This is a genomic window from Pseudomonas sp. MF06569, assembly GCF_059862735.1.
In genome coordinates this window covers 62,885-76,497 of the sequence record NZ_JCBCUZ010000020.1, presented here as the reverse complement: position 1 = coordinate 76,497, position 13,613 = coordinate 62,885, and the positions used below count along the sequence as shown (strand labels likewise).

The 13,613-nt window shown below is 61.0% G+C and carries 11 protein-coding genes; 8 read left to right on the top strand and 3 right to left on the bottom strand.

Annotated elements, in window-relative coordinates:
* Positions 1-121: 121 nt before the first annotated feature.
* The 8 genes from AC19YQ_RS17605 to AC19YQ_RS17570 all read left to right on the top strand — a co-directional run bounded on the left by AC19YQ_RS17605 (position 122) and on the right by AC19YQ_RS17570 (position 10,042).
* The gene (locus AC19YQ_RS17605) at positions 122-889 is read left to right on the top strand and encodes an HpcH/HpaI aldolase family protein (RefSeq protein WP_339475464.1); all 768 of its coding nucleotides are present in this window, start codon (positions 122-124) and stop codon (positions 887-889) included.
* 17 nt (positions 890-906) lie between these two features.
* A complete protein-coding gene (locus tag AC19YQ_RS17600; RefSeq protein ID WP_500595599.1) occupies positions 907-2,994 on the top strand; it encodes a TonB-dependent receptor family protein in 2,088 nt (695 codons plus the stop codon).
* Between the two features lie 75 nt (positions 2,995-3,069).
* Complete coding sequence (locus AC19YQ_RS17595) at positions 3,070-3,393, top strand: hypothetical protein (protein ID WP_500595598.1); 324 nt, start codon at positions 3,070-3,072, stop codon at positions 3,391-3,393.
* Positions 3,339-4,184, top strand: coding sequence for an ATP-grasp domain-containing protein (locus tag AC19YQ_RS17590; RefSeq protein WP_500595597.1), 846 nt, complete (start codon positions 3,339-3,341; stop codon positions 4,182-4,184). Before AC19YQ_RS17595 ends, AC19YQ_RS17590 begins: the two co-directional genes overlap by 55 nt.
* Positions 4,181-5,962 carry an IucA/IucC family protein gene (locus AC19YQ_RS17585; protein ID WP_500595596.1) on the top strand — a complete coding sequence of 594 codons (1,782 nt, stop codon included), beginning with the start codon at positions 4,181-4,183 and terminating at the stop codon, positions 5,960-5,962. The genes AC19YQ_RS17590 and AC19YQ_RS17585 overlap by 4 nt, the downstream gene beginning before the upstream one ends.
* Entirely contained in the window at positions 5,947-7,089 is a 1,143-nt protein-coding gene (locus AC19YQ_RS17580; RefSeq protein WP_500595595.1) for an MFS transporter, read from the top strand. Before AC19YQ_RS17585 ends, AC19YQ_RS17580 begins: the two co-directional genes overlap by 16 nt.
* On the top strand, positions 7,086-8,861 hold the full coding sequence (locus AC19YQ_RS17575; RefSeq protein ID WP_500595594.1) for an IucA/IucC family protein: 1,776 nt from the start codon (positions 7,086-7,088) through the stop codon (positions 8,859-8,861). The genes AC19YQ_RS17580 and AC19YQ_RS17575 overlap by 4 nt, the downstream gene beginning before the upstream one ends.
* Complete coding sequence (locus AC19YQ_RS17570) at positions 8,858-10,042, top strand: type III PLP-dependent enzyme (RefSeq protein ID WP_500595593.1); 1,185 nt, start codon at positions 8,858-8,860, stop codon at positions 10,040-10,042. Before AC19YQ_RS17575 ends, AC19YQ_RS17570 begins: the two co-directional genes overlap by 4 nt.
* Positions 10,043-10,097: 55 nt before the next feature.
* Here AC19YQ_RS17570 and AC19YQ_RS17565 read toward each other — a convergent pair whose 3' ends face one another.
* From AC19YQ_RS17565 to AC19YQ_RS17555, 3 genes are all read right to left on the bottom strand, one after another.
* Complete coding sequence (locus AC19YQ_RS17565) at positions 10,098-11,528, bottom strand: MFS transporter (RefSeq protein ID WP_500595592.1); 1,431 nt, start codon at positions 11,526-11,528, stop codon at positions 10,098-10,100.
* A gap of 60 nt (positions 11,529-11,588) precedes the next feature.
* Positions 11,589-12,404: a shikimate dehydrogenase gene (gene aroE, locus AC19YQ_RS17560; protein WP_500595591.1), complete on the bottom strand. Its 816-nt coding sequence runs from the start codon at positions 12,402-12,404 to the stop codon at positions 11,589-11,591.
* A gap of 303 nt (positions 12,405-12,707) precedes the next feature.
* Positions 12,708-13,595, bottom strand: coding sequence for a dihydrodipicolinate synthase family protein (locus AC19YQ_RS17555; protein WP_500595590.1), 888 nt, complete (start codon positions 13,593-13,595; stop codon positions 12,708-12,710).
* Positions 13,596-13,613 lie beyond the last annotated feature (18 nt).

Sequence of the window (13,613 nt, the reverse complement as noted above, 5' to 3'; positions counted from 1 at the left end):
AGCACCGTTTTTTTATGCGCTCCATCACGAATATCGCTATTCGATAATAAAAATCGTTTACACCTATCTGAGAATGATTATTATTGGCTTCAGTGTTTGCTCGCTCAAAGGACCTGTGTCAGTGATCAGAACTTCTCCGGTATTTTCCCGACTTCAAGACGGGAAGAGCGTCTACGGCATGCTCAACTCCCTGCCTTCACCCATGCTCTGTGAAATGCTCGCGTTTGCCGGGTATGACTTTGTAATCCTCGATCTTGAGCACTTGCTGCGCTCCGAAGAAGACCTCATGCATTGCATCAGGGCGTGTGAGGCGGCCGGTATTTCTCCCTGGCTGCGCCTGCCCCAGGTTGACGAAAAGCTGATCGGCAGGGCACTGGATGCCGGTATCGAAGGGATCGTCCTTTCACGTACCGAAAGTGCAGCGCACGTTCAGCGCGCCATCGAAGCCGCCCGTTTCCCGCCCTTGGGCAAGCGCGGAATCACCGGCGGGCGCATTACCGGATTCGGTCGTGTGCCATTACCCGAATACATCGAACTGGCCAACCGCCAGACTCCCATCATTCCCATGATCGAAAGCCGCGCCGGGGTCGATGCCCTGGGCGACATCCTGCAATTGCCGGGGGTCGGCATGGTCATGGAAGGCGCGCTGGACCTGTCCCTTGATCTCGGTCTGGGCCCCGACCCTCTCAACCCTCACGTCTGGCAAATGCTGCAAGACATGGCTGACGCCTGCCTCGCCGCTGAAGTGCCTTTTTGCGCAAACCCCCGCACCGCTGAACAGAACGCGTTCTGGCGAGCCCGGGGTGTACGCAGTTTTCTGGCCGGTGAAGACCGCGGCTTATTGCACAACGCATTGAAAGCCCGCCTGCATTCTCTCCAACAGCAATAAAGAGTCGACGTAGATCAATGAAAACAACAACATACCTACACTTTTCACTCAGTCTCATCACGCTTGGCATTTGCCACGCCGCCCTGGCTGCCGATCAACCCCCTGCCAGCAGTCTGGAGCTGGCGCCCATGACGATTCAGGGTGACGTGCTCGGTGCTGCCAGCGATCAGGACGTGCGTACTTACGCCGGCAGTCGCAGCGTGGTCGATTCAAGCGACCTGAAAAAAGCCAGCGCCCGTGGCCTGGACGACGCCCTGCAACGGGTGCCCGGGATCAAGATCTTTGACGAGACCGGCACCGGTGCCTTGCCGCAGATTTCCGTGCGCGGGCTCTATGAGAGCCGCAGCGGCCGGATCCAGGCCTTGTCCGATGGCATCCCCCTGGCCTTGGCGCCCTATGGCCAGACCGGTCTTTCGCTGTTTCCGATGACCATGGCCACGGTCGATCGTATTGATATCGTGCGCGGGGGCGCAGCGGTGCAATACGGCCCGAACAACGTTGGCGGGGTCATCAACTTCATCAGCAAGCCTATTCCCCGCGAGTGGGAAACCACGTTGCAGGAGAAAACCACCTTCAACCCTGGCGGGCGCCAGTTGTGGGACACCTATCTGGGCACCGGCGGCTACCTGACCGACAACTTCGGCCTGCAACTGGATATCAACACCCTGAGTGGCGAATACGGTCGCGAACACTCTGACACCGATGTCCAGAACTACCGCCTGCGCGGCCAGTGGAACATTGACGACGATCGTGACCTGAGTTTCGGTGTGCAGCACTACAAGGCCGACATGGACCTGGCCGGGGCGCTCAGCGTGAAGGATTACAAGGCTGATCCGCGCCAGTCGACGCGTCCGCTGGACCGCTTCGAAGGCGATACCGATCGCGTGTGGGGCACCTACACCCAGCGCCTGGGTGCGATGGGCCCATTCGATTCCGTGGAAGTGAGCTGGACCAACTTCGCCCACAACAGTTACCGCAACTTCGTGGTCGGCTTGCCGTTCACTCCGGACGGAACGGCAGTCACCAAACAGGACGGTCCCCGTGACTTCAAGGTCTGGGGTACGGAGCCGCGCATCAGTGCCACGGTCGATGGCGACAACGTCGGCCAGACCTGGCTGCTCGGCGCCCGCTATGTCAGCGAAGACATCGATTACAAGGTCAACCGCCAGAGCCTCGCGACCGGTGTGACGGCGCCGTTCCGCGACTGGAAGTTCGATGACAACGCCCGTGCCTTCTACATCAGCAACGCCATCAGCCTGCTCGATCATCGCCTGACCATCACGCCGGGCGTGCGCTATGAAAACGCCCGCATGAATTACAGCGACGGCATCACCGGGTTCGAGCGCGAGAACAAATCCGAGGAATGGCTGCCGGGCCTGACCGTGGGGTATCAGGCAAACGACGCCTGGTATGTCTACGCCAACGCCCAGAAGTCCTTGCGTCCGCCCCAGGTCACGCAGATCGTCAAGGAAGGCGCTGTCGGTGCCGAACTGGCGTGGAACTACGAGACCGGTGTGCGCTATACCCCGTGGGATGGCATGCGCGTCGACTTCAACCTGTACCGCATCGACTTCGACGACCAGATCGCCTACAACGCCACGACCGACCGCTTCGACAACCTTGGCAGCACCCGTCACCAGGGTTTCGAGACCGATATCTTCTGGACCCCGCAAGCCATGCGTGATCTGGACCTGCATGCCGGTTATGCCTACCTCGATGCCAAGCAACGCAACGGAACATTCAAGGACAACGAAGTACCGTACTCCTCGCGTAACCAGTTCATGGTTGACGCCCGCTACCGTTTTGCCGAGCACTGGACCTACAACCTTGACGGCCTGTACATCAGCAAGGCCTACACCGATGCCGCGAATACCCGCGATGAAAATGCCTCGGCCAGTGTGGGTGAGCTGCCTGCTTACTGGGTCTGGAACACGGCCGTGGAGCGCGAGTTTCCGCTGGCAGACAAGAGCGTCCTGACCGCTTCTGCGGGCATCAGCAACCTGTTCAACCGCGAATACTATTTCCGCGGTATCGATACCGCCCCTTGGGGTCGTCAAGCCGCGCCCGAGCGTTCGCTCACCCTAGGCGTCAATTACCGCTTCTAAACCGCGCACACGCGCCTACGTCAACCAGTTGCCCGATCCTCAGGGACGGGCAACTGCTGCCCCCAGGAAACTGCCATGCAACGTCCATTCGTCATCCTTGCCCACGTCGCACATCCAGCCATTCTCGAGGGTTTCTTGCCTGCAGCCCACACGCGCGGGCTGCCGATCGTGGTGATCACTGACCACGCCCAGGAACACCGGCGCCTGCTCGCCACTTCACCCATTGCACCGGACCAACTGCACGTTATCGAGTGTGATGTGTTCAATCCGCTGGCTGTGATCGAGACGCTCAACGCCCAGGCAAGGACTGGCGACTGTGTTATGCGGCGAAGAACAAGGCAGCCATGCGCGAGCGCATGCAGCGACTGGGTTTACCAGGACCGTGGTTTCAGGTACTGACATCGAACGCCCAGGTGCCGAGCGATGCGCCATGGCCAGTGGTCGCCAAGCCTCGTGAAGGCGTCGCCAGCCTGGACGTCAGGCTCTGTCACAACGCGGCCGAACTCAGCGCTTACTGCGAGCAGTTCTGGCAACAGCAACCGGACCGGGCGCTGTTGCTGGAAGCCTACATGGAGGGGCCGCTGTTCACCCTCGAAACCCTGGGCGACGGGCGTAATCTGCAAGCCATTGGCGGCTTCGACGTGACCCTTTCTGCGCCGCCGCATTTTGTGGAGCTCGCCGCACGCTGGAACGGCCACCTCAGTTGCGCGCAGCGTTCTGCGGCGCTGGCACAAGTGGCTGCATTCGGGGTCAATTTCGGCGTGTGCCACAGCGAGTTCATTCTGACCGCCCAAGGCCCGGTACTGGTTGAAATCAACTATCGCAGTATCGGGGATGGCCGGGAGTTCCTGCTTGACCGGCTGCTGCCGCAAGGGTGGTTCGATCGTATTGTTGCCGTGCATTTGGGGCACGCCCTGAGCGCTGCGCAACCGGCGCAAGCCCAGGCCACCGTGCATTACCTGGTAGCCGACCGCAGCGGGCGCCTGGACCAGGCCAGCGCCAGTTTCAACGTCGAGCGAGAAGGGCACTGGTGTGATTACCGGGCGTTGCAGCATGCGGGGGATACGGTAACCATCAGCCATTCCAACAAGGACTATGTCGGTGTGCTGCGCCTGATCGCGCCGGATGATGTCAGCCTCGATGCGCAACTGAATTCAACCCTGAATGACCTGAAATGGGTGGTGGCATGAGCCTGCAACCAGAGGTCGCCGATCAGGGCTTCATCACCCGGCGCATCATCGATTGTTGCCTGCGCGAAGACATTCGCGGGGTTGTCAGCCAGGGGCAGGTTGGCCCGCTGCCCGAAGCGTTGAGCCCCTATCTGGATCACCAGCCCGGCGCCCACTGGCTGCGTATCGCCCATTTGGGCGCCGACGAGCTATGGCTGCCCGTTGTCAGGGCCTATCCGTTGCAGGACTGGATCGGTACAGGCGACGCCTGGATCAAGGTTTCGTCGCAACAACCGGCCGAGGTCCAGCGCGGCTATCCGCTCTGGCTGGGGCATCTGAGTCAGGGGCTGGATGAAGAGAGCCTGACGCTGTTCGCGGCGTATCTGAAAGAAGCGGATTGCGCCACTGAACACCGGACCCTGTGCAATCAGGCTTACCTGCGCTTTGCACCCGAGCTCGGTCATGTGATTGCACTCAAGGACTGGTCCCGGCGGCTGCTGAAGATTGACCAGCTGGCGAGCTATCTGGATCACCCGTTCTATCCGACGGCGCGGGCCAAAAGCGGCTTCGACGGGGCTGCGCTCAAAGGCTACGCCCCGGAGTTTGCACCGCGTTTCGAACTCAACTGGCTGGCAATTCCCAACCAGGCGCTGACCCTCACCAGCCCGCAACCGCCGCACTGGCCGGACTTCGAGGAGGTCGGCCTGTCACCGACCTTGCACAACAGCCATTCACTGTTGCCGGTTCATCCGCTGACCTGGGCCGAGCTTGAGCACCATGGCTTGCCTGAAGGCACGCTCAAGGCTCCACGCACCGCCATGCAGGTAGAGCCCACGCTGTCCGTGCGAACGGTGGTGTGCATCGACCAACCGCAGTGGCACATCAAGTTGCCATTGCTGGTCAGCACCCTCGGGGCGCGCAATTTGCGCCTGATCAAACCGAGCACCCTGTATGACGGCCACTGGTTTCAAACCACCTTGCTGGCCTTGACCGAGCGCGATACGGCGCTGGCATCGCGGTATCTGCACGTTGATGAAAAGCATGGCGGACATGCCGACCAGAACCGTCATCTGGCCTATATCGTGCGCCGCTACCCCGAGGGGCTGGAAAACACCACGCTGGTGCCTGTCGCTGCGCTGGCCAGTCCGCTACCCGATGGGCGACTGTTTCTCGAACAACTGGTCGAGGGTTTCTACGCAGGTTCATTGCACCACTGGCTCAGCGATTATTTCGACCTGCTGCTGCAGGTCCATCTGAGGCTGTGGTTGCACTACGGCATCGCACTGGAGGCCAATCAGCAGAACGCCGTGCTGATTTTCGAAGAAGGTCAGCCATTGCGTCTGTTGATGAAGGACAACGACGCCGCGCGCCTGTGGCCTCTGCGCTTCGCTGCTGCCTGTCCGGATCTCGCCGACCTGCCGACGACGCTGCTGGATGAGCGCATTCGGGTCGACAGCACCCAGCCCTTGGCCGAGATGTTCTGCACCATCACCTTGCAGTTGAACATCGTGGCCATTGTCGAGGCCATTGCGGTCGCGGGTCTGGCCACCCGGTCCAGCCTGTACGGTGCGTTGCGTCAGCGTCTGACGCACTGTCTGGAGCAGCTCGAAGCAGAAGGCATCAACTGTGACGATGCACGCCTGTGGCTGCTCGACAGCCCGAGGCTGCCGGTCAAGTACCTGCTCAGCGCAGGCAGCCTGTTCAGCAAGGCGCATTCTGGTGCCAGTGACATCAACAAGTTCTATGGCTACAGCGCGGTGAACTTCCTGCTGGCGGAGGCGCCATGCAACGCCGTCTGATCACCAGCGTCCTGCTGGGGCATTTCCTGTCGGCCTTTACGGCATTGGGTATTCCGCTGTACCTGCCGCGCATCCTCGCCGATCTGGCGCCCAACACCCCCGGCTGGGCCATTGGCGTGCTGTTTGTATTGCCGACACTGTGCACCGCACTGGCAGCGCCGATCTGGGGGCGCTGGGCCGACCGCAACGGCTGTCGCCTGTCGTTGCTGCGTGCTCATGCCGGGCTGTTCGCGGGGTTTCTGCTGGCAGGCTTCAGTCCCAACCTGACCGTGTTCGTCCTGGCGTTGATCATCCAGGGCACCTTCGGAGGTGCGATGGCAGCGTCCAACGCCTACCTGTCGACCCAGCTCAAGGGCGGGGACCTGTCCCGAGCCCTGAACTGGACGCAGTACTCGGCACGCCTGGCGATGATCAGTGGTCCGATTTTGCTCGGGCTGATGACTTCCAAAGGCCTGGGGTTGAGCCTTTACAGCTATCTGGCCTGGTTGCCGCTGCTGGCCTTTGTGCTGGTGCTGGCATTGCCCAACGACAAACCCGGTCGGGCCCTGGACAGCAAAAAAGCCGAGGTATTGGGCGAGATGCCGCCCGATATGGCGCGGTTGCTGGCGGTGCAATTTTTATTCAGCTTCGCGATGGTCGTCACCTTTCCCTACTTCATGCCGTTCGGCGAGCAATTGGGAATTGGCAGCGACACCTTGATCGGCGTGCTCTACAGCCTGCCGCACCTGGTGTACCTGCTGGCCTTGCCCTGGGTACACAGGCATCAGGGCAACCTGCTGTTGCCGGGACTGGCGCTGCTGGCAATCAGTAACGCACTGCAGTTCTGGAGTGTACAGGCCGAGCCTTTATTCGCCCTGCGACTGCTCAGCGGGGCGGGCATGTTGCTCAGTTTTGTCGGGTTGCACCGCTGCCTGAGCCAGCGCAGCCGCCAGGGCAGTGCAGGGCGCCTGTTCGGTTGGTTCGACTCCAGCGGTAAATGGGCCGGAACCGCTGCCGGCGTCACCGCCGCCGTGGTCAGCCAGACCTGCGGCATTGCCTCTCCGTTTCTTGTTGCGTGCCTGGCGGCCATGACGGCCATGGTCCTGGCGCGACCTCTATTGATGACTTCCCGGGAGATTCCGGCATGACGTTCGCTAGCAATACCCCATCCCTGAACACCGCATCCCTGCATGACCATGCCCTTGATGGCGAAGCGCAGCGACATGCCATCGAGTGCCTGCTCAATTGCTATTTGCGCGAATACGCATTGCCACGCAATGAAGCCAGCCTGGATTATCAGGCACAGGACTTACCGATGAGCCTGCGCCAGGGCAATGGCCGTTGCATCAGCATTCGCCTGCCAGGCGGCCGGCTGGTTGTACGCATCGACCGCGCCAGCCTGCTGGGTCGTTGTCACTACACCAGCGCCCCTTATTTCAAAGGCAATAACCAGAGCTGGCGCCCGCTGGACGCCCATGAACTGGCACGCCTGCTGTGTACCCCGCTAAGTGGCGCCGAGCGCGTCGGCGAGATGTTGCAGCAAGTCGCCAACAGCCTGCAGATCACCCGTACCTTCCTGCGCCATTCCCGTCCTGCCAATCAAGTGGCCGACAGCCTGCTGGCATCCGAGCAACATCAGCTGTGGGGTCACGCACTGCACCCGACCCCGAAGAGCCGCGAGGGTATTTCCCATGAGGATTTGCTGGCCTGCTCGCCGGAAGTCGGTGCGCGTTTTCAGTTGCACTGGTTCAAGGTCGATCCGGCGCTGATCAGGCATCAGGGCGAAGACCCGCGCAGCACCTTGCGCGAACTGTCGGGGCGCGACGACGCCTATCCATGCCACCCCTGGGAAGTCGCGCGCATTCTCGCCGATCCGCTGGTTCAGCGGGCCCAGCAGCAGGGGCTGATTGCCTACCTCGGCGCTCTGGGCCAGTCCATGTACCCAACGTCGTCGGTACGCACGCTCTATCATCCGCAGCTGCCGTATTTCATGAAGTTCTCGATGCACGTGCGGCTGACTAACTGCGTGCGCAAGAACGCCTGGTATGAGCTGGACAGTGCCGTCGCTCTGACCCGGCTGCTCGGCCCTGTCATGAACGAGCTGGCGACGCAGCAACCGGGCTTCAGGCTGATGCCCGAACCCAGTGCCACCAGCCTGGACCTCAGTGCTTTGGGCACCCTTGAACAGGCCCGGGAAGTCACTGAATGCTTCGGCATCGTGTACCGGGAAAACCTGTGCGCCGCTGACCGCGAGCGTTATCAGCCGCAGGTGGCAATGGCCCTGTTCACCTGGGACCAGCAAGGTCGCAGCGTGTGTCGTGAGCAGGTACAGCGCTATGCCGACCGCGCCGGTTTGAGCATGGAGCACGCCACGCTGAACTGGCTGGATGCCTATGCCGCCCGGATGCTCGGCGGCGTGCTGTATTGCCTGTTCCGTCAGGGTGTGGCCCTGGAGCCGCACTTGCAGAACACCGTCATCGGTTTCGCTGAGGACGGGCTGCCAAGCCAGGTGTGGATCCGCGATCTTGAAGGCACCAAGCTGGTCCCGGAAATCTGGCCAGTTGAACGCCTGAGTGCACTGGATGAACGTACCCGCAACTCGGTGTATTACAGCGCGCAAAAGGCCTGGCAACGGGTGGGCTACTGCGCCCTGGTGAACAATCTGGGTGAGGCGGTGTTCCATCTGGCCAACGCCAGTGCTGAGCTGGAGCAACAGCTGTGGGCACGTATCGGCGAGCTGCTGCAGGCGCAATCAGCGTGTCTTGGCCACCCTCGGCAGCTGCGTGAGTTGTGCGCCGGGGCGCCATTCCCGAGCAAGGAGAACTTCATGACACGCCTGATGATGCGGGCTGATCGTGAAGCCGGTTATACCCAGTTGCCCAGCCCGCTGGCAATCATTGAAAGGAGTCAATGCGCATGAACCTTCCTGCATCCGTCACCCACTGCATCGAGCAGCTCAAGGCTGAGCACGACGCACCGTTGTGTGCCTACGTCTACGATCTGCCAGCCCTTGAACGGCACGTAAAGGCCATGCGTCAGGTGCTGCCCCGAAACTGTGAATTGTTCTACGCCGCCAAGGCCAATCCGGAAGCCCGGGTGCTGAAAACCCTTGCGCCCTGGGTCGACGGTTTTGAAGCGGCCTCGGGGGGCGAACTGACGTGGTTGCATGAGCAGTGCCCCGACCAGCCGCTGATCTTTGGAGGCCCCGGCAAGCTCGATCGTGAGCTGGATATCGCCCTGCAGTACCGGATATCGGCGTTTCATGTGGAGAGCGTGACTGAGCTGCGCAGCCTGGCACGTATCGCTCGCGAACGTGGCGTGCAGGCCCCGGTGATGCTGCGGTTGAATTTGAAGCTGGCCCAGGCACCCCGCAGTCGCCTGGTCATGGGCGGTAAACCCACGCCGTTCGGTCTGGATGAAGAGGGGCTCGCAACGGCCCTTCAAGTATTGGCTGAAGAGCCGTCCCTGGCGCTCAAGGGGCTGCATTTTCATCTGTTGTCGCACCAGTTGGATGTCGACGCACACCTGGATTTGATCCGCAGCTATTGCCTGACCTTCCGCCAGTTGTGTACCGATCACAACCTGCAACTGCCGATCCTGAATGTCGGGGGAGGCATGGGCATCAACTATCAGGACCCGGCGCAGTCGTTCGACTGGCCAAGGTTCTGTCAGGGCCTGCAGGGGCTGATCGATGAGTTCGACATGGGTGCCACCCGCATCCGGTTCGAAATTGGCCGCTTTATCAGCGCTGCATGCGGCTACTACGTCATGCAGGTACTGGACATTAAAAGCAGTCACGGCGAGTTCTTTGCCATAGGCCGCGGCGGTACCCATCACTTCCGCACGCCTGCGGCTCAAGGCCACGACCATCCGTTCACGGTAGTGCGAGGTGCGCAGCACGCACAGATCAGCCATCAGACGGTCACGCTGGTGGGGCAGCTGTGTACACCCAAGGACGTGCTGGCCCGACAGCAGCCAGTGGCGCACCTGGCGATAGGTGACTTGCTGGTGTTCACCCTGGCGGGCGCTTATGCCTGGAACATCTCGCACCAGAACTTCCTGATGCACGAGCCACCCCTGAAGGTGTTTATCGAGGGTTGAAGCAGGGCAGTACGGCTGCGGGAGGGAGCAGGCTCGCCCCCGCAGTCGATGAACATCACGGCACGACGGGCTGCGGTGTCACGTTCGTGACGCTGTGGGCGGGCATCATTTCCCAGGCATCACGGGGCTCGTCCAGATCGCGGTTGAGGGTTTCCGGGGTCTTGAAGGTGGTGTACAGGGTAATCAGTGTCAGTAGCGACAAGTAGCAGGCAATCGGCAGCCAGGCGCCGATACCTGCACTGGCATCGCCATCGTGGCTTGCCACGACCAGGGCTATCAGGCCTGCGCCAATCAGTGGCGCGATGCCTCCGGCGATCACGGCCGAAGCTTCCCTGGCGATCGATACGCCCATATAGCGGTGACGCGAACCAAACAATTCGGGCATGAGCGCAGCCTGAGTGCCGAACATTCCCCATGTACCGATACCCAGAGCGATGGAGATGGCAATGATGCTCGCCACCACGTTGCCCTGACTCAGCACCCACCACACCGGAAAGGCCAATACCAGTTGCAGCATGGCAAAGGCCCGGTAGACCACCACACGACCAAAGCGATCGCTGAGCTTGCCGGCAATCGGCACCGTCAGCGCTCCAAGGCTGGCGGCGCAGATCAATGTCAGCACGCCCACCGGCCCTTGCAGACCCACCACGCCAACGATGTAACTCACCGCCAGGGCCTGATAAATCGAAGATCCACCGTTCTCTCCCAGGCGCAGGCCAATGCCGAGCAGCAAGGTGGGCCTGGAGTGTTTCATTGCACTTTTAAGCGGGTTCTCACAGACGCGCTTGAGTGCCTTGAGGCGGATAAATGTCGGCGACTCCTTGAGCGACAAGCGCATATACAGGCCCAGGGCAACAATCACCACGCTGCTGAAAAACGGTATGCGCCACAGTCCGCTCTCCAGCACGTTGTCACTGCTGCTGATCACCATGAAGTACACCAGGGCCGCGAGAATGGTGCCCAGCTGGATGCCCAGGAACGGCAGGGCGGCATAGAAGCCGCGTCTGCCTTCGGGGGCGTACTCGGTCATCATGACGGCTGCGCCTGCCTGTTCGGCACCCGCGCCCAGGCCTTGAAGCAGACGCAGAACCACCAGCAGTACCGGTGCCAGGTAGCCCACTTGTTCAAAAGTGGGCAGGGCGCCAATCAGGGTGCTGGAAACACCCATCAGCAGCACCGTGGACGTGAGCACGAACTTGCGCCCTACGCGGTCTCCGATCATGCCGAACAGAACACCGCCCAGAGGCCGTATTGCAAACCCCAGGAAGTAAGTGCCGAAGCTGGCAATCAGGCTCATGGTGCGGGTTTGTTCAGGAAAGAACAGCGGCCCGAAAATCAGTGCGGCGGCCAGGGTGTAGAGAGCAAAGTCGTAGTATTCCAGAGCACTGCCCAGGGAGCAGGCCCAGGCAGCGCGGTGCAAGTCTTTCTTGTGTGCTTGCGGTTCGGGGACCAGGTCAATGTCAGATGGAGAATGATCATGAGTCATGTTGGTACCTTCTGGTAGGTGCCTTTACGGCATCTTGTTATCGATAGGCAGCAGGGTTGTTTACAATTTCAGTCTCTGTATTTCCTGGAGCATGGCCTGCTCCATGATGTCGATGGGAGCGTCGTGTTCGGTGTACAACTCGATTTGCCGGCAGGCCTGGTGCACGAGCATGCGCGTGCCGCAAATCGTGGTGCAGCCCAGCGCGGCGGCTTGCAGCAGCAGGGCGGTCTGCACGGGCATGAACGCCACGTCCATGACAATCAGGTGGCTGGCCAGCAGGCCGTCCAGCGGGTTGCTGTCCGGTTGCTTGAAACCCACCGACGTTGCGTTGATGACGATGTCGAAGTCACGGGCTGAAAAGGCATCGACGCAGCCGCCCCATTGCGCACCCAAATCCTCGGCCAGTGCCTTGCCGCGCTCGCTGCTGCGGTTAAACACCGTGACCTGCGCGGCAGCTTGCAGACAGCCGTAAACCACCGCCCGGGCAGCGCCACCGGCACCGATCACGGCAATCCGCTTGTTGCTCAGTTCGCAGACTTCCTGCAGGGCGCGCACAGCGCCCAGGTAGTCGGTGTTGTAGCCGGTGAGAACACCGTCGATGTTATTGATGGTGTTGACCGCACCAATCACCTGGGCGGACTCGTCGATCACATCCAGATGAGCCATGACAGCCGTTTTGTAAGGCATGGACACGTTCATGCCGCGTACGCCCAATGCCCGGATGGCCGCTACGGCGGCCACCGGGTCTTCAACGCCAAAGCAGACAAAGGTGTAGTCCAGGCCCAACGCGACGTAGGCTGCGTTGTGGATTTTTGCGGAGAGGGAAAACGGCGACCCCATGATCGAACCGCACAGGGTTGGCAGGGATTGGGGCATGGGTGCCTCCTTGAATTGGATTTATGAGTGGGGCAATGCCGCCACTTTCAACCCCTCCCGGCCTTGAGTGCCAATCGTATATGGTGATGCCGTGATCACGGATCGTGATCACCAAAAGAGCGGTGCCGCTGGTGTTGGATGTTGTGTGCCATTAACCCTGCAAGTGCTGTGAAAGTTTTCGTCGCCGCCGCCTCGTGCTACTCGTCAGCGGCTACAAGGCTGCCGCAGGGATGGTGTAGTCGCTGAGGAGCGGAGCGAGGCTGCGAACGGACACCACATAAACCCAGAAAAATACCGGACTCATCAGCTCAAGGCGGCGATCAGACGTTCAAGCTGTTTGCAGGCGCCATCGTCCAGTGGCGATACCGGCAAGCGCGGGTTGCCGACGTCCAGCCCGGTGGTGCGCAAACCGGCCTTGATGGTTGCCGGCAAGCCACCCTTGAGGATGAAATCCAGCAGGGGTAACTGGCGGTAAAACAACGCCCGCGCCTGTGTCAGGTCATTGGCCAGGACGGCCGCGTACAGCTCAAGGTTGAGTGCTGCAATCAAGTTGGGGGCAGCGGTGCACCAGCCCTTTGCGCCTGCGGCAAAGGCTTCCAGTGCCAGAGGATTGCAGCCGTTGTAAAACGGTACCTGGCCCTCGCCCAGCAGTTGCAAGCGATGCATGCGCTGGATGTCTCCCGTGCTTTCTTTGACCATGGTGACGTTCTCCACGGCGTTGAAGATCCGCAGGATCAGCTCGGGCGACATGTCCGTGCCACTGGTGGCCGGGTTGTTATAGAGCATGATCGGCAAATCGATGCTGCTGCCGATGGCCTGGTAGTGGGCCAGGATTTCGGCTTCGCTGAGCTTCCAGTAGGACGCAGGCAGCACCATGACCACATCGGCACCCCGGGCCTGGGCAAAACGCGCGCGACGTATGGCCTTGGCGGTGGTCAAATCGGAAACGCTGACCACGGTCGGGATCCGCTTGGCCACGTGCTGGATGCTGAAGTCGCACACCTGGTCCCATTCAAGGTCACTCAGGTAGGCGCCCTCGCCGGTGCTGCCCAGAGGCGCGATGGCATGAACGCCGCTGTCGATCAGGCGGTCTATGGATTGCCCCAGGGCATCCAGGTCAAGGTGTTCGCCGTCAGCGGAAAAAGGGGTGATGGTATAGCCGATGATGCCGTGGATATCAGGTGTCGACATGTCAAAGTCCTTGAGGGA

What these genes read in the sequence shown, in the direction of transcription:
- AC19YQ_RS17580 (WP_500595595.1), top strand. Translation starts at nt 5,947, where the DNA reads ATGCAACGCCGTCTGATCACCAGCGTCCTGCTGGGGCATTTCCTGTCG.
- AC19YQ_RS17555 (WP_500595590.1), bottom strand. Translation starts at nt 13,595, where the DNA reads ATGTCGACACCTGATATCCACGGCATCATCGGCTATACCATCACCCCT.
- AC19YQ_RS17565 (WP_500595592.1), bottom strand. Translation starts at nt 11,528, where the DNA reads ATGACTCATGATCATTCTCCATCTGACATTGACCTGGTCCCCGAACCG.
- AC19YQ_RS17575 (WP_500595594.1), top strand. Translation starts at nt 7,086, where the DNA reads ATGACGTTCGCTAGCAATACCCCATCCCTGAACACCGCATCCCTGCAT.
- AC19YQ_RS17600 (WP_500595599.1), top strand. Translation starts at nt 907, where the DNA reads ATGAAAACAACAACATACCTACACTTTTCACTCAGTCTCATCACGCTT.
- AC19YQ_RS17595 (WP_500595598.1), top strand. Translation starts at nt 3,070, where the DNA reads ATGCAACGTCCATTCGTCATCCTTGCCCACGTCGCACATCCAGCCATT.
- aroE (WP_500595591.1), bottom strand. Translation starts at nt 12,404, where the DNA reads ATGCCCCAATCCCTGCCAACCCTGTGCGGTTCGATCATGGGGTCGCCG.
- AC19YQ_RS17570 (WP_500595593.1), top strand. Translation starts at nt 8,858, where the DNA reads ATGAACCTTCCTGCATCCGTCACCCACTGCATCGAGCAGCTCAAGGCT.
- AC19YQ_RS17585 (WP_500595596.1), top strand. Translation starts at nt 4,181, where the DNA reads ATGAGCCTGCAACCAGAGGTCGCCGATCAGGGCTTCATCACCCGGCGC.
- AC19YQ_RS17590 (WP_500595597.1), top strand. Translation starts at nt 3,339, where the DNA reads ATGCGCGAGCGCATGCAGCGACTGGGTTTACCAGGACCGTGGTTTCAG.